Below are 19405 nucleotides of genomic sequence, written 5' to 3'. Positions count from 1 at the left end.
GCGTCGGAGAACCTGCCTACCCCTGGGGTTCAATTCTGCGGGCAGTGCAATGGCCGGTGCTCGCGGCAACGACTGTGGAGAGCGCCATGGGTGCCAGATTCCAGGGAGCATTATCGAGTTTGGATGCCGTCGAACAGAAGGCAAACGACGCTGCGTGCCGTTTGTTCGGGGCCAGCAGCGCTAAGGAAATTCTGATTTACCCCCGCCCGCTGAGGCATGATTGCTTAATCGTGCGGAGGTCGTGATGAAGCAGCAGACACTGGGTGGATTTGAGAAGTTCGGCAAGACCACACGCCGTGCGAAGTTCCTTGGCGAGATGGAGCGGATCATGCCGTGGAAGGAGCTGGCCGCGGCCATCGATCCGGTGTACCCGAAGGGCGGTGGAGCATCGGGCGGCAGACCGCCGGTGCCGCTGGAGCGGATGCTGCGCATCTACTTTCTGCAACTGTGGTTCAACCTGTCCGATCCCGCGGTGGAAGAGGCGCTGTACGACTCGGCGACGATGCGCAGCTTTGCCGGTGTTGATCTGGGAATCGAAGCGGCGCCGGACGAGACCACGATCTGCAAGTTCCGCCACCTTCTGGAGCGCAATGGGCTGGGCAAGACGCTGCTGAAGGCGACCAACCAGTACCTGAAGGAGAATGGAATGAAGATCGGCAATGGCACCATTGTCGATGCCACGATCATCAGCGCGCCCAGTTCGACCAAGAACCAGGACAAGGAGCGGGACCCCGAGATGCATCAGACCGCCAAGGGACAGCAGTGGTACTTCGGGATGAAGGCGCATGTTGGGGTAGACAGCAAGACGAAGTTCATCCACACGATCCTCGCTTCGGCCGCCAACGTGGCCGACAGCGATGCACTGCCTCACCTGCTGCATGGCGAGGAGACGCGCGTGTGGGGCGATCAGGCGTATCAAGGGCACGGAGATGAAATCCGCCGGGCTGCGCCCCGAGCCAAGGACTTCACCAACCGGCGATACCGCATCGGCGGGCGGATCGATGAGCAGATCAAGGCGTGCAACCGGCGCAAGTCCTCGGTGCGCGCGAAGGTCGAGCAGAGCATCGCCATCATCAAGCGCGTGTTCGGCTTCAAGAAGGTGCGCTACCGCGGGCTGGCCAAGAACCGGCATCGGTTGGAAGTGACCGCGGCGTTGGCCAACCTGTTCATGGCGCGCAGGAAATTGCTGCATGCACGAGCGTAGGATCCGTGTCGATGAATGTCGCCAAAAGCAGCGTTCAGACCCGCAATCGGGGTCGAAATCACCGACAGGCAGCGACAGGCATCGCGTTCGGTTCGAAATCCCCATTCTCATGACCGGTAGATCAGAGCTTCCCTAACGTGCAGCCTGTCACCGCCAATGGCCAAATTGGCGGTGTTGAGCGCACTGCGAGCGATGAGTCGTGACTTTCGGGTGCTGGTCGTGAACCACCTCTGCGGCGGGTGGCAAACGAAATCGGTGCGTTGCTGGTTATGGATATGGTCCACATTGCTAGCCTAGTGGCTGCCGGGACTTATCTCGCGCCCATCAACTGCTCCCATCCCACCACGGCAAGCACCTACATGACGCTGTGCGGACAGGATTTCGATTTGGCGTTCAGCAGGGAGTTGATCAGCGCTGTCAATAGGACCCTGTTTCCGGGGCTGCAGATCTCAAAAAATATGGCGTTACTTGCCGGGAGGGCAGCTTGCTTCATGGAAAGCGCGGGCCCGGCATTTCGGCGCTACGCAGAAGCTTTCGTGGGCAACGCCAGGACCTTGGCGGCGACCCTGTGTGAAGCCGGTCTGCCAGCGGTCATGGGTGGCACCGATACGCATGTGGTGCTTGTGGAAGTTGGGAGACTTGGCTTGGCGGCCTCGGAGGCCGAGCAAGCGCTGGCAACTGTGGGCGTCACCGTCAGCTATGCTTGGGTGCCCAGTAGTGTCAATGACATGGCTGTACCCCGCGAGTTGCGTCTCGGTGCGCCGTTGGCGACTGCACGTGGACTTCCAAACGAAACGTTCGCCGAGCTCGCACGGCGCATAGCCCGCATACCGTCGGTAACGGCTGCATGCCGGACAGGGGGTGAGTGCCCGGGCGCCTTCGTTCTGAGGGAGGCGGGTGCGGCAATAGGGGAAAAGGCTGCCGCGTACCCGGCTGCGGCGGCTTGGCGATAATGGATCGCGTGTCTTCCGCAACTCGGCGGCAATGCGCCAAGTCGGATCGCTGCTTGCCATGAAGAGCGTGCGAAAGAAGCTGTTTCATGCCGCCAGCGCGCTGGCGCTCCGCTCGTTCGAGCGCCGTCTGCCGCACGCCGATGCAATCAACTTGCGCGAATTGCGGTCGATTTTGCAACGGAATCAAGCGAGCGAGTTTGGACGGCGGCACGACTTTGCCGGTATTCTGACCAGTCCGGACATGGTCTCGGCGTATCGGGCGGCAGTGCCCCTGTCGGCGTACTGTGATTACCTTGATCCGGTCGCCAGAATCTCTCGCGGCGAAGCCAATGTCCTAACCGCCGATCCCGTTACAACCATTGTCGGCAGCGCCGGCACCACAGGTACGCCGAAGCGCATTCCGCGCTCGGCGCGAGCAGTAGGAAAGACGGTGTTCATGGTGGCTCTTGTGGAGCAGGGGGTGCTCGATCGAGGGGTCGAAGGAGCGCGAGGCCCGGGGCGTGGAATCAGCCTGATGGGCACCTACCAGGCGCCGGCGGAGCCAGGATTGCAGGTGCCCCTCGTTTCGGGCCCCAATGCCGGAATGGCGCGAATCCGGCGGCAGATACCGGTGCTGTGGACCTCACCTGAGGCGGTGTTCGCAGTGCAGGATCCAGCAGCAATGCTGTATCTGCATGCCCTGTTCGGTCTTGCCGATCGGGATGCGATGTACATCTCGACCCCGTTCGCCCCGCAGTTGACGGCATGGTTTAGACTTCTTGACCAGCATCGGGACGAGCTGGTCGATAACCTCAGATCCGGGACCATACCATCCTGGCTGAAACTCACGGCGGAAGAGCGCGGGGCCGTGCTGCGCGTCTGCGGCTCTCGCCCGCAACGCGCTGCCGAGGTGGAGCGGGTCTTAGCAGACGGCATGGAGGGCATGGCCCGGCGGCTCTGGCCTGGGATGAAGTACTTCAGGACCGTGACCTCCGGTTCCTTTGCGCTTTCCGTACCCCGGCTGCGGCAGCTCGCTGGCGATGACATCCTTTTCTATTCAGGCTGTCATTCATCTACCGAGGGGATCCTGGGCATCAACCTCAAGCTGGACGGCCGCAATGACTATGCCCTCGCCGTGGGGAATGCATTCTTCGAGTTCCTGCCGCTCGAAGGGCTCGATGCGGCCGTACCGAGGACGGTCGACCTGGCGGATGTCCAGTTGGGACACGAATACGAACTCGTGCAGACCAGTTGCGCGGGTCTCTACCGGTACCGGATGGGGGACATCGTCCGCGTAGTCGACCGGGTGGGGCAGGCGCCGGTGTTCAACTTTCTGTACCGGCGCGGCACGATGATCAACCTCGTCGGCGAAAAGGTCACGGAGCATCAGACGGCGCGTGCTGTCGAAGAGGCGCTGGGTGCATGGCGTCCTGCGGGTTCAGGCGTGCGTGACTACTCCGTGATGGGCACCATCACGCCGCTCGGCCAGGGTGAGTACACCTTCTACATCGAATTGGAAGGGGCATTGCCACAGGTGGACGATATAAGGGAGCTGTCGGTACATCTGGACCGCAACCTGAAGGAAGTCAACCCATACTACGACTTGATGGGCCGATCGGTGGAGCGCCTTGTCGAGCCGAAAGTGAAGATCGTCAGGAGCGGTACGTTTTCCGAGCTTCTGCAACTGCAGGCGAAAAAGGAAGGGAGCGTGCCGGGCGCGCCGGTCAAGGTTCCTCGTGCGGTCTTGGGTGACGAGCAGCGGGATCTGCTTGAATCCTGCGTCGTGGTGGAAGTCGGGGATGGCTGACATGCTCGGTTTGGCGTGCGTGCCGAGGGTGGTATGGGGTGCGCGTAATCTTGCAGTCGTTGTCGTGCTGTTTGCTTCAACGGCGGGGAATCCCGCGTTTGCTGCGGTCGTCGAGACGCCGGTGGAGGGAACCTTCAATCGCAGTCAGGAGAACGGCTGCATCCACATCTCATTGTTCTGGTACAAGGTGGATTGTTCCTACGAGCATGCTCATGGCGAATTGGGCGGCCAGGCCATTCCCTGGGTCGGGCCTACGGTGAATACGGTCTACTATGCGCTGGGGAGCCCCGAGGCGCTTATTTCACACGTGCCATCGCCGGCCGATGGCCGGATTGCGCCCGTGGTCAGCGGAGTGGTTACCGTCGATCCAGGACCTCCGGGCGCGCCGGGAAAGGCAGTGATATCGGCAGTCTTCGAAGTCGGTCCCGCGGTCCGAAGCGTGGCAACAAGGGTTGGTGCCGCCACGAAAGTGCTGAGGGCGGTTGAAGAGTGGCGCACCATGACTCACCGGCTGGCTGCCACCCGGGTCACGAGCGCGACGAGGAACGACTCAGGTGGTTTCGACTACGTTATTGGATCGAGGGGATATCCAAAGAGGATTTGTCGTACGAAGGACCCGGGCGACTGTTACCCGAGCGCCGAAGCGGCGCTGACTACCGATGGGAAGTGGGGTGAAGGCACCTGGCAGAGTCCGGGAGAATTGCCTGTCGGGCGCAGCCCGGCATTGGGAGGCAATGTTGGCGCCGTCACGACCGCGGAGTTTTCTGGCTACCAATGCCATGACAACACGGGCGGTGGAGAGTGTACGAAGGGCATCAGCATCTGGGGAGCCGGAGAGAATCCGGGACTGGATAACCTGCTGCTCCGGGTGACCACCGACAGTGAAAGCCGTGTGACGTCTATTCAGGGCTTCTGGACGCAGGAGTATCGCATTGGGGTTGGTCCGCCGAATCTCCAGGCGCCCGCGGGCCAGGATGACTCGTGGCTCGGCGGGTACATGGAGCTTCACCGATCTGGGCTGAATTAGGCCAGGAGTCCGATGGTACGGACTCACGTTCGCGGTTTGTTAACAGGGTGATGCAAAACACCGCTCGCGACGTCGTTCACAGCGGGTAATAATCGGGCCAGCATATCTGTCGGAGCGCGAACGATGCGCGGCGAAGTCAGCCCCCAGTCCGGTCTGTTTTCCTACGTGTCGCCGGAACGCCGGATTCCGGCAGATCACCCGCTGCGCTCGATCAAGGCATACGCCGATCAGGCGCTGGCAGCGATCAGCGGGGAGCTTGACGAGCTGTACGGCTCGACCGGCCGCCCCTCGATCGCCCCGGAGCGGCTGCTGAAGGGGCAGCTGCTGATCGCGCTGTACTCGGTGCGCTCGGACCGGGCGTTCTGCGAGCAGCTCGACTACAACCTGCTGTACCGCTGGTTCCTCGATTTGAGCCTGGACGACCCCGGGCTCGACCAGTCGAACTTCTCGCGGCTGCGCGAACGGCTGGTGGCGACCGATATTGCCCGGCGCTTCTTCGAGCAGGTGCTGAAGCTCGCCCGGGGGCAACAGCTGCTCGGCTCCGAGCACTTCACGGTGGACTCCACGCTGATCGAGTCCTGGGCCAGCCTGAAGAGCTTCAGGAAGAAGGGCGGCCCGCCGCCGAAGGACGGCGGCGACGGCACCGGCATGGTGGACTTCAAGGGGGAACGGCGCACCAACGCCACCCACGAGAGCAGCACCGACCCGGAGGCCAAGCTCATGCGCCGGGGCTGGGGCCAGCCGGCCAAGCTCAGCTTCGCCGGCCATGCCCTCATGGATAACCGTCACGGGCTGTGTGCCGATCTGCAGATCACCGATGCCCGGCTCGCCGAGCCGGTGGCGGCCGCACAACAGCTGGCCCGCCAGCGGCGCAAGCGCGTGCCGATCGACACGCTCGGTGCCGACAAGGGCTACTGCAATAAGGCGTTCGTCGCGCACCTGCGGGAGAAAGGCATCCGCCCGCACATCGCCCGCATCGAGAGCCGCCGCACGCCGGGCCTCGATGCCCGCACCACCCGGCATGCGAGCTACCGGCTCAGTCAGCGGCAGCGAAAACGCATCGAAGAGATCTTCGGCTGGCTGAAGACCGTCGGCGGGCTGCGTAAGAGTCGCTTCGTCGGCATCGAGCGCAACCAGTTGTACGCCTACCTCGCAGCCAGCGCCTACAACCTGCTCAGGATGGCGCGGCTGGCGCCGCTGGTGACGTAGGAACAGCGGCCCGACCGGGCGGCATGAACGACCAGCGCCGGGAACAACGGCGAGTCCTGCTGAGGTAACCATGCGAATCGATGACAACCGCTTCGAATCCGTCAGTTCTGCATCACCCTGTTAATCTCCATATTGGCAGGCCGGTCATCGTCGATCCTGAGTTTGAGCGTCTGCCCACGCCGGTCGATGGTGAAGGTAAGCGACGTTTCTGCGGCGAGGCTCTGAAATGGAGCGGTGGGATCCGATGCCGTAAGCTTGCGGCCATCGATCTCCGTAATGATATCTCCAGGCTTGAGTCCAAGCCTGGAAAAGTCCTCGCCGCGTTCACCCGGATACACTTCGAGTCCCGAGAATCGCCCGCCCGTGACATGCGGTCGGGACGTCATGATGTCGGCGAGGCGGGGCGGAGATGGAGCTGTCTGTTCCGGGTGGCCTCCTCCGGATAATTCCTCCGGGTCCGTGGCTGTGGGTGCGCCTGCGAGGCGATCAGCAGTACGCCGGGAATCGCCGTACTCTGGCAGCCGCAATGTTTCATACTGGCCCGCGTGATTCAGAATCACCCTGTCGGTATAGATGGCCGCCAGTTTGATACCCTGAGAAATATCGCTCTCGAGAAAATAGATTCCTTCTCGGCCGGAGCCGTCTGCGATGAGGGCATGTGAGAAGCGGGCATCGGTGCTCGCCACCACGCCATGCAGGCTGAACGACAGCGTCGTTAGCGGTGCTTCAATGACATCGGCAGGTGCATTGACGCGAGGTGCCGGGGTGCCGAACAGGTGTGAGGACCAGATGGCCTTGTAGTCCGAAGCGCCAGGGACTCGGGCCGCATCATATGGGCTCGACGGTGGCGTCCAGTGAACCGTTTCCTCATCAGCGAATGAGTGCGCCAAGCGGATGGTGACCAGTGCCACAGCCGGTACCAGCAGGAGCGTGACCGCCGAGGCGGCCTTGCGATTGAGCCACAGGGTTCGTTCCAACTCCGACATGCGCCGCCAGGCTAGTCCAGTGGCGTCGAGACGGGCTCGAATTGCGGTTGCGATAAGGGTGTAGTAGTTCGCAAGACAGACTATGGCACCACGGTCGGCTGCTTCTGCATGGGGCGTGGTGAGTGGTGTCATGATGCGCGCGCGTCTGTGGCTGGCAATCACGATTTGCCTGTCATCGTAACGCAGGACGTGGAGAGAGGGAAGTTCAGCCCATTGGCTTCACCCAAATGTGTGAGGCAAAAGTGACCAAGTTGAAACGTGAGAGGAGGCGTAGGGGAAGTTGCCTGGGTGGCTGATTGAGAAGCGTTGACAGGGGATGCAGAGGTCGAGTAATTAGAGCGGCGCAGGGGAAGGATTCCGAACGCTATCTGCAGCGCGGGACGCGCGCTCCGGACTCGACAGTCAGTCACCCGACCGGGTGGTGAGGAGTGAGGCTGATGAACGTCCGCGCGATCCATCGCCTGGTGTGGGCAGTCCGGTCGCTGTGGCTGCTGGCCGCAGCGTTCATGGTGGTAGCGGCTCTGCCCGCTGGTGCGCAGGCGGCGGTCGGCCGCATAGGTGGCAGCGGCGACGTAACCCCGATGGGTTCGGCGACGTACACGATACCGATCGATGTGGCGGCCGGGGTGAACGGTCTGAAGCCGGACATCGGGCTGGTCTACGACAGCCAGTCTGGAGATGGTCTGGCCGGTGTCGGCTGGACGCTGTCGGGGTTCTCCAAGATCCATCGCTGCCCGCGGACGAAGCCGTTGGACGGGTCCGCTGCCGGCGGGGTGACCTACAGTGCGACGGACCGCTTCTGTCTGGATGGCGCACCGCTCGTGCAGATCGCCAGCGGTACGTATGGCGCGAATAACATGGAATACCGCGCCGAGGTGCATTGGTACCAGAAGGTGGTATCGGTTGGCACGCAGGGGACCGGGCCGTCCTATTTTCAGGTGAGCTTGCCGAACGGTCTGACCTACCTCTACGGCAGCGACACGGACTCGCGGATCACGGCGCCGAATACCACGGAGGTGCGGGTCTGGGCGCTCAATACGATCCAGGACAAGTTCGGCAACCAGATCAGCTTCACCTACACCTCGCCGGTAACCGGGGAGTACGTACCGGATAACGTGACTTGGACGAGCAACGGCGGCACCGCACCGTACAAGATCCAGTTTACCTATGACGACCTGAACACGGTGCTCCCCGGGGCGGTGCGTGGGGGTTACGTGTGGGGCTCGCAGTGGCAGGCCACGCGGCGGCTGCATTACATCGATTACTCGTTCAGCGGCAGCACTGTCCACCGTTACACACTGAACTATACCTCCGGCAGCACCGGTAAGAGCCGCCTCCTGAGCATCCAGCAGTGCAACAGGATGGGAAATGACTGTTTGCCCCTTACAGCAATTGATTGGCAGGACGGCGCCGTTGGCTTGGCGGTCGCACAAGATGGGCCGGGGCTGCCTGCCGATAGGGCTGCCTACGGTGACTACGATGGGAATGGCACGATCGATCTATTTATCCCGGTGGCCGGCTCTTGGCATGTCTACAAGTCGGATCCAGAAAGCGGCGTATTCTCGGTTGATATTGACTTGGCGAGGCCAGTCTATGGTCAGCTAATTGGGCATACGCTCGAATTCGACGGCGATGGACTTGCAGACCTCATGGCGGTCGGTGCTGATGGAAACTGGCATGTCTATCTCGGCAGCGGAGCTGGCTGCAGCAGTGGTGACTGCAATACCAACATATCAGCATCAGCAACTTGGAGTTTCGCTCTGATAGACGTGAACGGTGACGGCCTGTCCGATATGGTGTACGCGGATAAACTCCGAATTAATGCAGGCTTGGAATTCGGTGGCGAGCAGGAGACTGGCTTGATTGGCGAAGAAGGTAGTTATGTGTCATCCAGGGGAAGACGTGGTGGAATTGACTTTGATGGAGACGGCAGGACGGATTTGATTCGAACGCTCAGCACGTACATTCCACCGCCGGTCAGTAGGACGATTACACGATTTGAGGTGTCTCGGTCATTTTGGAACCTGGAGGCGATACCAAGTGCGCGAGATGACCTTCAGGTCATGTTTATTGTCGAAGCCGGGCCGGGGGGTGGATTTCTACCGCTTGATATCAACGGCGATGGTCTAACGGATTTCATGTATATGTCAGGAACGTGTGGTGCTGGCTGCTTCACATGGCGCTACACCCTGAGTATTGGCAAAGGCCACACTGAGTGGGCGAGTATCAGTGCACCCGCAGCCTCAATGGCTGCGATTGATTACGATGGCGACGGCCGAGAGGATTTGCTCTATGCATGCGGATCCCAGTGGTGCATCCGGCGTTCGAATGGTGATGGTTTTGAGTCGATATCTATTGGAGTGGGTGGTGATAGCCCGGCCGTGGTGACGACATTGATGATTGCGGACACAACTGGTGATGGCTATGCCGATGTGATCATGCACAACGGTTCCAAATGGCGCCATCGAATCCGGAACGGGAATCGTGCTGACCTGCTAGCAAGCGTCACCGACGGTTTGGGTGGCACATTCAAGCCGACGTATCACGCGCTGACGAACTGGGCGTACAACGCGGGGACCGGTGAGGGCTATACGGCGAACGCGACGGTGAATCCGCCGACGACGCGGCTGGTACGCGGCGGGGCGACGTATGTGGTGAGCCAGACGGAGGAGACCACCGGGGTCGGGACGGGGACGTTCCTGACGCATTACGCCTATTGGAACGCGAAGGTGGACGGCACGGGCCGGGGCTACCTCGGCTTCGAGTCGGTGAAGGAGACCGACTCGCGCAACAGTGTGGTGACCGAGACGCTGTACAAGCAGGGCTTCCCGTTCATCGGCCGGCCGGAGAAGGTGACGGTGTGGAACGGCGCCAACAAGGTATCGGTCTACGACCCGACGTGGACGGAGCAGACGCCGGTACCGGCGGGGGTGGCCGACAGTAATCACGGCGCTGGCAGCGCCCACCAGTACCACTTCGTGCACCTGGACCAGGAGGTGACGGAGAGCTACGAGGTGGACAGCGGCGGGGCGCACAACGGGCAGCTGGCGCGCACGGTGACGCACAAGACCAACGTGTCCGGCTACCCGTGGAACTACACCCACGGGGCACCCGGCCACGAGGAGGTGGCCACCACCTCGCCGCAGAGTGTGACGACCCTGAGCAGCACGACGGACCGAACATTCTACAACGGGGTATCGGCCTGGTGCCTGGGGTTGCCGGCGACGGTCAGTGTGACGAAGAGCGACGGGGTGACGACGCCGCCGGCACGCCAGGTGGCCTTCAGCTATTACAGCAACTGCCGCCCCTGGACGGAGACGGTGGGGACGACGACGGCCAAGCAGCTGCAGACCACCTACGCGTATGACAGCCTCGGGCGTCTGCAGACGATGATGCAGGATGTGGCTGGAGCGGCCACCCCGAGCCGCCAGGTGACGGTGCAATACACCGATACGGCGAACATCCGCCCGACGAGCGAGACGATCCAGGTGGGTGGGGTGGCCCACGCGGTGGGCCACGCCTGGAACAACGCCCTTGGCCTGGAGAGCGGGCGGACGAACGTGCAGGGGCAGTCGACGGGCTGGGCGTACGATGACTTCGGGCGGCTGATCACGGAGACGCGGCCGGCGGGCAGCTCCACGATCACGTACACGGCGTGCTCAGGGTGCTGGCCGTCCAATGCCGTCTACAAGATCCGCGAGACCCGCACGGACGGGTTCTGGTCGGAGTCATACCGGGACGCCTACGGGCGGGTGGTGGGTAAGGCGAACCTGCTGGCGAGTGGATCCGGGCAGGCGCGGCAGATCCTCATCTATGACGATATGGGTCGTCTCGTTTACGAGACCGTACCGTACCGGGTGGTCGACGGCATGTATTACGGCCTCACGCGGACCTACGACCTGGTGGGCCGGATAAAGAGCGAGAGTCGGCAAGTGAGTGAGGCGGACACCAGCCTGCAAACGACTAGTTGGATGTACGACCGACTGACCACGACGGTCACGGATACGGAGGGGCGTACCCGAGTGTTCGTGGTGAATCCACAAGGCAACCTCGTGACAGTACAGGAACCGTTTCCGGGAGGGACGACAAGCTACGGATACACGCCTTGGGGCGAGTTGAAGTCGGTGACCGATGCGGCCGACCACACGACAACGATGACCTATGACGATGAGCGGGGCTTCCTTACGGAGGTGAGCGACCCCGATGCGGGCAGCTGGACCTATGAGTACACGGTGTGGGGCGAGCTCTACCGGGCCCGTGACGCGCGCACGGCGTGGCCGAACTGGACGCTGACCAACACCTATGACGCCCTGGGGCGGCTCACGAACCGGGTGGACTACGACCCGGTGACGACGCAGAGCGCGACGACGACGTGGAGTTATTACGACAACACGAACGCCGGCACGGGGGCCCGGCTGGGGCTGCTGCAGACGGCAACGACCTACGCCGGGGCGGTGGGCAGCACGATCGAGTTCCAGGAGACCTCCAAGTACAACAGCCTGGCACTGGTGAGCCAGACGGTGACCAGCATCAACGGCGCGCCACAGGGCTCCTACACCACCGACTACACCTATGACGGCGAGGGGCGGCCGGGCACGATCACCTACCCGACCACGGTGAGCGGCCTGCGGCCGCAGTTCGTCTACACCTACAGCAACGGGTATCTTGATACCGTCACGCAGGTGGAGAACAGCGTGAGCTATCCGCGCTACGACCTGGTGGCGATGGACGCGCGGGGCTGGGAGATGCAGGCGAGCCTGGGCAACGGGGCCCTGGACGTACAGACGCTCTACGACCGGGTCAACGGGCTGGTGAACGCTATCAAGACCGGTCCGGGGCTGACCACGGGGGTGCAGAACCTGTCGTTCACCTGGGACAAGGTGGGCAACCTGAAGAGCCGCACCGACAGCAACCAGTCGGGGCTGACCGAGACGCTGACCTATGACGCACTGAATCGGCTGACCGATGGTGCCCGCAACGGGATCACCAATCTGGACACGAGCTACACGATCGACGGTAACATCAACTCCAAGCGCCGGCCGGACGGATACACCGACTACTACACCTACACCACCCCGGGCAAGCCCCACGCGGTGTCGAGCACCGCCTACAGCTATCCGAGCGGCTGCGGCAGTGCCAGCAACATCTACTACTACACCTACGACGCCAACGGCAACATGCTGACCCGCGCTTTCAACGGCACGACGGCGTATGACCGCTGGGTCACCTGGACGGCGTTCAGCAAGCCGAAGCAGATCAGCGTGGGCAGTGCCAACTGCGGTGGGGACTGCACCACGTTCACCTACGGGCCGGACCGGCAGATCGTCAAGCAGGTGGCCAAGGCCGGGGGGGCGACCCGGACGATCTACTACGTGGGGCCGCACTTCGAGGTAGAGGTGGGGCCGAGCGTCACCGAGTACCGCAGCCATGCGCTGGCGAACGGGCAGGTGGTGTACACGCAGGTCGAGGACAGCGGCGGGGTGGGCTGGGAGGCGTACTACCCGCTGCGTGACCACCTGGGTAGCGTGGCCTCGCAGTACCGGACGATCGGCGCCGGTGCCCAGACCCTCAGCTACAGCTACGACCCGTTCGGGCGCCGTCGCAATGCGAACTGGACCGACGACGGCAGCGGGTCGCAGATGACGGCGACGCTGTGGAACCACCGCGGGTTCACCGGGCACGAGATGCTCGACAACGTGCAGTTGATCCACATGCAGGGGCGGGTGTATGACCCAACGCTTGGCCGGTTCCTGTCGCCGGACCCGCTGCTCGATGACCTGCAGATGCCGCAAAGCCTAAATCCCTACAGCTACGTGGCCAACAACCCGCTCTCCTACACCGATCCGACGGGGTATGGGTTGTTCAACTTCTTCAAGCGGCTGGTCAGCTTCAAGTGGGTCAAGAACGTAGGGCCGGAAATCATCGCTTTCGTGGCATTCGCAGTCTGCGAGGTAGGAAGTGACGCGACGGCCTCGCCGGCCTGCACCTCCATCCTCAAGTCCGTGGGTCTGACCGCTGTAGCTACTACGGCCGGGCACAGTTGGGGATCAGCTGGGAGTCGGAATACGGTGTCCTCCGGGCACGGCAGCTGGGGAGAGTCTGGCACCTTCGGATCTGGTGCCTGGGGCAACGGGTCGCTGGCGATGAGTGCCGCCGATGGTCGCATGGGCTTCGAACCGGACTGGAGGGAGGTTGACTGGACCGGAATAGGTGCAGACATGATCTGCAACTTTTTTCCGGGCTGCGGCGAGGCGGTGGATATCTGGCTGATCATCGATCCGGAGTCGACCGACCGTGATCGGCTCCTTGCGGCAGTAAGCCTTGGCGCCAATATCCTCACCGCCGGTGAATCGCCAAATTATGGAGTGATGCGACGAATTGCGAAGAAGGCGGCGGATGCGGAGGCTGGGGCGGCGAAAGCCGCAAGGGCGGGAGGTCGACTTGGTGGTACGGCTCACCGCGCAACTGTCGCCGAGCGCGCGGCGCAGCTTGAGCGAGAAGGCCATACGATTACGGCGGGTGGAGGTCGTTTGCCGGAGCGCTCGGTGATCACGCCGGAGGGCAAGCGGCGCTTCCCCGACATATCGTCGCGAGATCCATCGGGGAACCCATACCACGAGAACGTTGGTCGCAGTACTGCTTCGGGCGACCCGATCGCGCGGGAGAGACGAGCGCTCGACGACATTCGGCGTGCGACCGGAACCGAGCCGGGCTATACGCCCTACGACCGGTAGCTGCCGATGAGCAAGCTAAATCAAGAGTTCTTCTGGATGCCCGATGAGTTGGCTGCTTGGGTCAAGCACGTCTGCGCGGAACTCGGATTGTGGCTTGTTATCTGGCAAGTCGGCCGCAACGCAGATCTGGTCAAGCCTGCGGCACTGCAGTCGTCTTGGTTTACGGGGGCTGATGACTCGGTTCAGCTCTTCTTGGGCGACCCGCGGCTGTGCCCAGAGCCTCATTGGCGAGTTGCGGGTGATCGACGCGAACTGGACTTACGGCGCACGTACGCCGTGCAATTGGTTCCAAGCCTGCTCGCGAAAGATGGCCGTACGCTACTTCAGGGACGCCTCGCGATCATGCGGGAGTCCGACTACGGTGACGACTCGCGCTACGCCGCCTTGGGTGCCCTCTTCAGACGGCTCAGAAGCGATCTGAAGCGCCGCTCGGACAGTAGTCACGTCGTCGTGCAACCGCTATCCGGTGGAGGTCAAAAGCGCTGGAACGACATCCAAGTCGGCGCTGCCGTCCCTGGCTCCGCGAAGGTCTTGAAGCAGTTCTCTGGAGGAGAAGTCGAGTTCCGCGTCGAGCCGGCGTAGTTTGTTGCCGCAAGGGGAACAACGACCGTTATTGGTCGCACCAAGGACCTTGGGAATCTGGCGAAGGGCGAGCGATCACTGTTGGATCGCCTGAAGGGTGACCTTGGCAGCCCGCAAGCTAACTGGAAACGAAACTCCGGTGTTCTACGAGAGGAAATGCGACGAGGGCAGCCGATTCGAGATGCCTCGCCCGGCGACAGCGGTGGCGTGTTCCTGAACGCGGAGCGGAATCTACTCAGGGATCGAGGCTGGACCTTCGACTCGAATTCAGGCTACTGGATGCCGCCGGTGCCATGAACATGAGCGCGAGCAATCAGGTCGGGCGTGAGAGAACGCGACTAAACTTCGCCGATGCCGTGAGCAAGCACTTTGCTTTCCTCGGCGGGTTGGGGTTCAGTGAAGTGGAGTCGTTACCGACCCTTGTGCGCTACGCAAGTGGTGATCTCGAAGTCGCTATCTACCATGGCCGGCAGTCGTTCGAGATCGGCTTCGAAATCACCCGGTCGGGGACTCGCTACTCAATCGAGGAGCTGATCCGGATCGCGGACCCAGAGGCGGCGGCGAAGTACCGGAACTTTCAGTCGACCACCGCGCAGGGGATCCAGGAGGGCCTTGCGCAGCTGGAAGGGTTGGTGAAGCAGTACGGCGAACGGGCACTGAGCGGCGATCCGGTTTTCTTTGCGGCTCTCGATCAACAGCGGAAATCGTGGGCGGAAGGGTACGCATTGGATGTGCTTGCCGGGCAGATGCGCCCGAAGGCCGAGGCTGCCTTCCGCAGCGGCGACTATCGCCAAGCCGCTGACCTCTACGAGAGAATCCTCGCGCGCCTTACTCCCGCGGAACTAAAGAAGCTGGCGCTCGCCAAGGAGCGCGCCGGGTTGTAGGTGTGCGCCGTTGGTTGAGCGATGCAGGATAGCCATCGGCTAAGCGTTGTGGCCCAAATGGCCCCAGGGGCGGCTCAGCGTGCGGCGGTGGCGATGAGGTCGAGCGTCTCGCGGGCGGCGAGGATGCGGATGTCGCGGAACGTGCCGAGGGTGAGCAGATCGCGGTCGCGGGTAACGATGAGGGCGGCCTGTGCGCCGAGGGCGCAGGCGAGGACGTGATCATCGTCAGGGTCGTGCGCGGTGGGATCGATCACGGCGGGCCGCACGGGCGTGGCCAATGCGCGGTAGCCGGCGATCATCTGCGCCGCGGAGCTGCCGACCTGGGCGATGCGGGCAGCGAACTTCTCACGCGCGAGTACGTCCTCGAGCTCGGCAAGCAGCGCGGCGCTGGTGAGCAGCGTGATGCGCCCTTCACGCGCGGTGACGAGGACCTCGGCGGGTAATCCACCCCAGAGGAACGCCGAGACGACGGTGTTGGTGTCAGCGACGACGCGCACGGTCGGCGCGGGCGGCGGCGATCTCGGCGTCGATCTCGGCCTCGGTCAGGGCAGGTTCGAGCGTGGCGAGCTTGCCCATGGTGTCGAAGAGCTGGTCGACCTGGCGCTTGCGCATCGCATCGCGCAGCAGCGCGGCGATCGCCTCATCGCGAAGCAGTCCGGCGGACTGGGCCTGGCGGGCGAGATCGTCGGGCAGCCGGACAGTGATGTTGGTCATGGCGGTCTCCTTCAGGCGCGCGCTGCGGCGCGTTCACCGAGTCGTTCGTTCGTGCGCTCGCCCTGGGTGGCGCGGCGCTTGAGTTGCCCGCGCTCGATGAACGCATCGACGAGCTGCAGGATCTGGTGGCGCTCCTCCGGCGGCAGACTGGAGATCTGCTGCAGGCGGCGCTGCATGCGGGTATCAATCGCCTTATCGAGCATCCTCACCAGGCTTCGATCTCGCGGGCGAGCTCGTCGGCGCTGACGGTGCGGCCGGCGTCGATGTTCTTCAGGCCCTGCTGAATCTTCCCCATGACGTAGAGCCGGTGGACGATCTCATCGAGGGGCACGTCGTCGGGGAGCCGCTCGATGGCGTGGATGGCGTCTTGCTTGGCAGAGTGGGCGTGCATGGTGGCTTCGATTATCGTGCGGCCCGGGCGAGCGTGCCGTCAAGCATCTCCAGGACGTGCTGCTGCCTGGGCTTGGGGGCTCAGGCGCTCGATCTGCTCCAGACGCCGCTCCAGGCACAGGCTCAAGGCTAACGGGCGGCGCTCGTCGGCGCCGATCTGGCCGAGCAGGGCATTGGTGGTTGTGTGGCGACCCCGAAGGGCAATGGAGTCGACAGGCCCGGATTGCCTGTCGCGCAGGCAACTATTCCCCTCGTTTAGGCGGCCGCCCGTCATCATCCATCGGGATACGCCAGGCTGGCGTCTCCAGGTCGTCGAACTGCCCGTTGCGCACTGCCCAGAAGAAGGCGGCGACCGCGGCGACCAGCAGCATGAGGCCGAGGGGAATCAGCAGGTAGAGGCTGTTCACGCGGCGACTCCGTCGGTGCTGGTGCCGGGCGCAGCCTCAGCCGCGGCGGCTGCCGGCGCGGCGGGCAGCCGGCCGAGCCGCAGCGCATTGAAGGTGACCAGCAGCGAGCTCGCCGACATGCCGATCGCCGCCACCCACGGCGCCAGCAGGCCCAGCGCGGCGAGCGGCACGGCGATGGCGTTGTAGGCCAGCGCCCAGGCGAGGTTCTGGCGCACGATGCGCAGGGTGCGCCGCGCCAGCGCCACGGCCCGCGGCAGCGCGCCGATGCCGGCACCGACCAGCACGCAGTCGGCGGCGTGCTGCGCCAGCGAGGTGCCGCTGCCGATGGCGATGGAGACGTCCGCGCCGGCCAGCACCGGGGAATCGTTGATGCCATCGCCCACCATGGCGACGGTGCGGCCCTGCTGCTGCAGGCCGCGCACCAGGGCGAGCTTGTCCTGGGGCTGCAGCTGCGCGGTGTAGCGCCCGATGCCGAGACGGCGTGCCACGGCGCGCACCGGGCCCGGCTGGTCGCCGCTGGCGATGGCCACCGTCACCGACTCGCGGGCCAGGGCCTGCAGCGCCTCGGCCGTCCCGGGCCGCAGCTGCTCGGCGATGTCGAAGCGCGCCCGCAGGCCGCGGGCGTCGCCGAGGTAGACGGACTGCAGCTCCTGTTCCGGCTCGTTGCCGGCAGCAGCCGTGGCCTGTGCAGCAAGACCGAGGGCGAACTCGCGCGAGCCGAGGCGCAGCGGCTCGCCGTCCACCCGGCCTTCGATGCCGCGGCCGGGCACGGCACGCACCCCGGCGACATCGGGTGTTCCCGCGGGCTTCGGGAAGGCGCGCGCCAGCGGGTGCTCCGAGCGGGACTCCAGCGCCGCGGCCGCCGCCAGCGCCTGCTGCGGGTCGCCGCCGTCCAGCGCCTCGATGTGCTGGATGCCGGTGGCATGCTCGGTGAGCGTGCCGGTCTTGTCGAACACCATGTCGGTGACCCGGCCCAGCACCTCCAGCGCTCCGGCCCGGCGCAGCAGCACGCCCTGGCGTGCCAGCGCGCTCATGCCCACGGTGAAGGCGGCCGGCGTCGCCAGCGCCAGCGCGCAGGGGCAGGTGACCACCAGCACTGACAGCACCACCTCGAAGGCCCGGTCCGGCTCGATGGCCCACCAGGCCACGCCCACCAGCGCCGCGAGCACCAGCACCGCCGTCACGAACCAGGCGCCGACACGGTCGGCGAGCTGCACCAGCCGCGGCCGCTCGGCGCGCGCCGAGGTGATCAGCTGGCTGATCTGCGCGAGCACGGTCCCGGCGCCGGTGCGTTCCACGCGCACGGTGGCCGCGGCGAGCAGGTTGATGCTGCCGGCGATGATGCGCTCGCCGCGCTCGCGCCGCAGCGGGCGGGATTCACCGGTGAGCAGGGATTCGTCCACGCGCGCGCCGTCGCTTTCGAGCAGGCCGTCCACCGGGAAGGCCTGCCCGGGCTGCACCAGCACCAGGTCCCCGGGTTCGAGCTCGGCCACGGCAACGGCCTCGCCCCGGCCTGCCACGAGGCGTGTCGCCACCCGCGGCAGGTGGCGTGCCAGGGCACCGGTCAGGCTCGAGGCGCGGTGGCGCCCGGCCATTTCCAGGAAGCGGGCGGCGGAGAGAAAAAACACGAACATCACTGCGGAGTCGAAATAGACCTCGCCCTCGTTGGCGAACGTGTTCCAGACGCTGGCGGCGTAGCTGGCGGCGATGGCCAGTGCCACCGGCAGGTCCATGCCCGGGTGCAGGTTGCGCAGCCCGCGCCAGGCGCCGGCGAAGAACGGCGTGGCGGAGTAGAACACCACCGGTGTCGCCACCAGCAGGCTGACCAGGCGCAGGAAGTGCGCGGTCTGCGCGTCCATGCCCTGGGTGGCGCCAAGGTAGATGGCGGTGGCATAGCTCATCACCGCCGACATGCCGAAGCCGGCGACGACCAGCTGCCGCAGCGCCTGGTTGCGTTCCTGCGCCGCGGCCCGGTCGCCCTCGTCGTCGGTGAAGGGGCAGGGGTCGTAGCCGAGCGCCGCGATGCGTGCCAGCAGCGTCGACAGCGTCGTCCTGGCCGGATCCCAGGCCAGGCGGGTGCGCGTCGTCAGCGGATCGACACTGATGCCGCGCACGCCCGGCACGCCGGTCATGGCGCGCTCGATCAGCCATGAGCAGGCGGCACAGCGCACGCCCTGCACCAGCAGCTGTGCCTCGCGGCTGCCGTCGGCGCGATCCACCACGAATTCGCGCTGCAGGACCGGCCGGTCATAGGTGGCCCAGCGCGTCGCCTCGGCTGCTGCGCCACTGGGCGGCACCGGGCCGCTGCGGAAGCGGTAGAAGCCCTCGAGACCGTCTTCGACGATGCGGCTCGCGATCTCGTGGCAGGCCGGGCCGCACAGTGCCACCTGCCGGCCGTCGACCACCAGCCGGTGCACGGGCGCCTCGCGCAGGGCCGCGCCGCAATGGAAGCAGTGGCTGGCGCCGGTCATGGCATCAGGGGCGCCGGGCGCGGGGCTGCTGGATGAGGGTGGGGATCATGGAGCCTGC

Annotated in this window: 15 protein-coding genes; 8 read left to right on the top strand and 7 right to left on the bottom strand. The window is 64.4% G+C overall.

Translation table 11 applies throughout. The features are described 5' to 3' along the window. The first annotated feature begins 244 nt into the window (after window positions 1-244). The 5 genes from HRU81_08700 to HRU81_08680 all read left to right on the top strand — a co-directional run bounded on the left by HRU81_08700 (window position 245) and on the right by HRU81_08680 (window position 6179). A complete protein-coding gene (locus tag HRU81_08700) occupies window positions 245-1204 on the top strand; it encodes an IS5 family transposase (GenBank protein QOJ32170.1) in 960 nt (319 codons plus the stop codon). Between the two features lie 239 nt (window positions 1205-1443). Next, window positions 1444-2157, top strand: coding sequence for a hypothetical protein (locus HRU81_08695; GenBank protein QOJ32169.1), 714 nt, complete (start codon window positions 1444-1446; stop codon window positions 2155-2157). Window positions 2158-2215: 58 nt separating this feature from the next. Further along, window positions 2216-3943 (top strand): GH3 auxin-responsive promoter family protein, encoded by a 1728-nt coding sequence (locus HRU81_08690; protein ID QOJ32168.1) that lies wholly within the window; start codon window positions 2216-2218, stop codon window positions 3941-3943. Next, window positions 3936-4970: a hypothetical protein gene (locus HRU81_08685; protein QOJ32167.1), complete on the top strand. Its 1035-nt coding sequence runs from the start codon at window positions 3936-3938 to the stop codon at window positions 4968-4970. Before HRU81_08690 ends, HRU81_08685 begins: the two co-directional genes overlap by 8 nt. A 123-nt stretch (window positions 4971-5093) precedes the next feature. After that, complete coding sequence (locus HRU81_08680; protein QOJ32166.1) at window positions 5094-6179, top strand: IS5 family transposase; 1086 nt, start codon at window positions 5094-5096, stop codon at window positions 6177-6179. A gap of 101 nt (window positions 6180-6280) precedes the next feature. Here the strand turns inward: HRU81_08680 and HRU81_08675 are convergent, their stop codons facing one another. Then, a complete protein-coding gene (locus HRU81_08675) occupies window positions 6281-7297 on the bottom strand; it encodes a hypothetical protein (GenBank protein ID QOJ32165.1) in 1017 nt (338 codons plus the stop codon). 305 nt (window positions 7298-7602) lie between these two features. Between HRU81_08675 and HRU81_08670 the strand changes: the two genes are divergently transcribed. From HRU81_08670 to HRU81_08660, 3 genes are all read left to right on the top strand, one after another. Further along, window positions 7603-13899, top strand: a complete 6297-nt coding sequence (locus tag HRU81_08670; GenBank protein QOJ32164.1) for a hypothetical protein — start codon at window positions 7603-7605, stop codon at window positions 13897-13899. 6 nt (window positions 13900-13905) lie between these two features. Next, the gene (locus tag HRU81_08665) at window positions 13906-14481 is read left to right on the top strand and encodes a hypothetical protein (protein QOJ32163.1); all 576 of its coding nucleotides are present in this window, start codon (window positions 13906-13908) and stop codon (window positions 14479-14481) included. Window positions 14482-14780: 299 nt separating this feature from the next. After that, window positions 14781-15365: a hypothetical protein gene (locus HRU81_08660; GenBank protein QOJ32162.1), complete on the top strand. Its 585-nt coding sequence runs from the start codon at window positions 14781-14783 to the stop codon at window positions 15363-15365. Between the two features lie 74 nt (window positions 15366-15439). On the opposite strand, the gene HRU81_08655 is transcribed toward HRU81_08660, so the two are convergent. From HRU81_08655 to HRU81_08630, 6 genes are all read right to left on the bottom strand, one after another. Next, window positions 15440-15862: a putative toxin-antitoxin system toxin component, PIN family gene (locus HRU81_08655; protein ID QOJ32161.1), complete on the bottom strand. Its 423-nt coding sequence runs from the start codon at window positions 15860-15862 to the stop codon at window positions 15440-15442. Further along, on the bottom strand, window positions 15846-16079 hold the full coding sequence (locus tag HRU81_08650; protein ID QOJ32160.1) for a hypothetical protein: 234 nt from the start codon (window positions 16077-16079) through the stop codon (window positions 15846-15848). The genes HRU81_08655 and HRU81_08650 overlap by 17 nt, the downstream gene beginning before the upstream one ends. A gap of 11 nt (window positions 16080-16090) precedes the next feature. Then, complete coding sequence (locus HRU81_08645; GenBank protein QOJ32159.1) at window positions 16091-16288, bottom strand: hypothetical protein; 198 nt, start codon at window positions 16286-16288, stop codon at window positions 16091-16093. Then, window positions 16285-16470, bottom strand: coding sequence for a hypothetical protein (locus HRU81_08640; GenBank protein QOJ32158.1), 186 nt, complete (start codon window positions 16468-16470; stop codon window positions 16285-16287). Before HRU81_08640 ends, HRU81_08645 begins: the two co-directional genes overlap by 4 nt. A 241-nt stretch (window positions 16471-16711) precedes the next feature. Continuing rightward, window positions 16712-16876 carry a cbb3-type cytochrome oxidase assembly protein CcoS gene (gene ccoS, locus HRU81_08635; protein QOJ32157.1) on the bottom strand — a complete coding sequence of 55 codons (165 nt, stop codon included), beginning with the start codon at window positions 16874-16876 and terminating at the stop codon, window positions 16712-16714. Beyond that, entirely contained in the window at window positions 16873-19347 is a 2475-nt protein-coding gene (locus HRU81_08630; protein QOJ32156.1) for a heavy metal translocating P-type ATPase, read from the bottom strand. The genes ccoS and HRU81_08630 overlap by 4 nt, the downstream gene beginning before the upstream one ends. Window positions 19348-19405: the final 58 nt, after the last annotated feature.

The organism is Gammaproteobacteria bacterium (assembly GCA_015709695.1).
Taxonomy (GTDB): domain Bacteria; phylum Pseudomonadota; class Gammaproteobacteria; order Steroidobacterales.
Note: the sequence above shows the minus strand (reverse complement) of the source record. Positions and strands in the feature narration are given on the sequence as shown.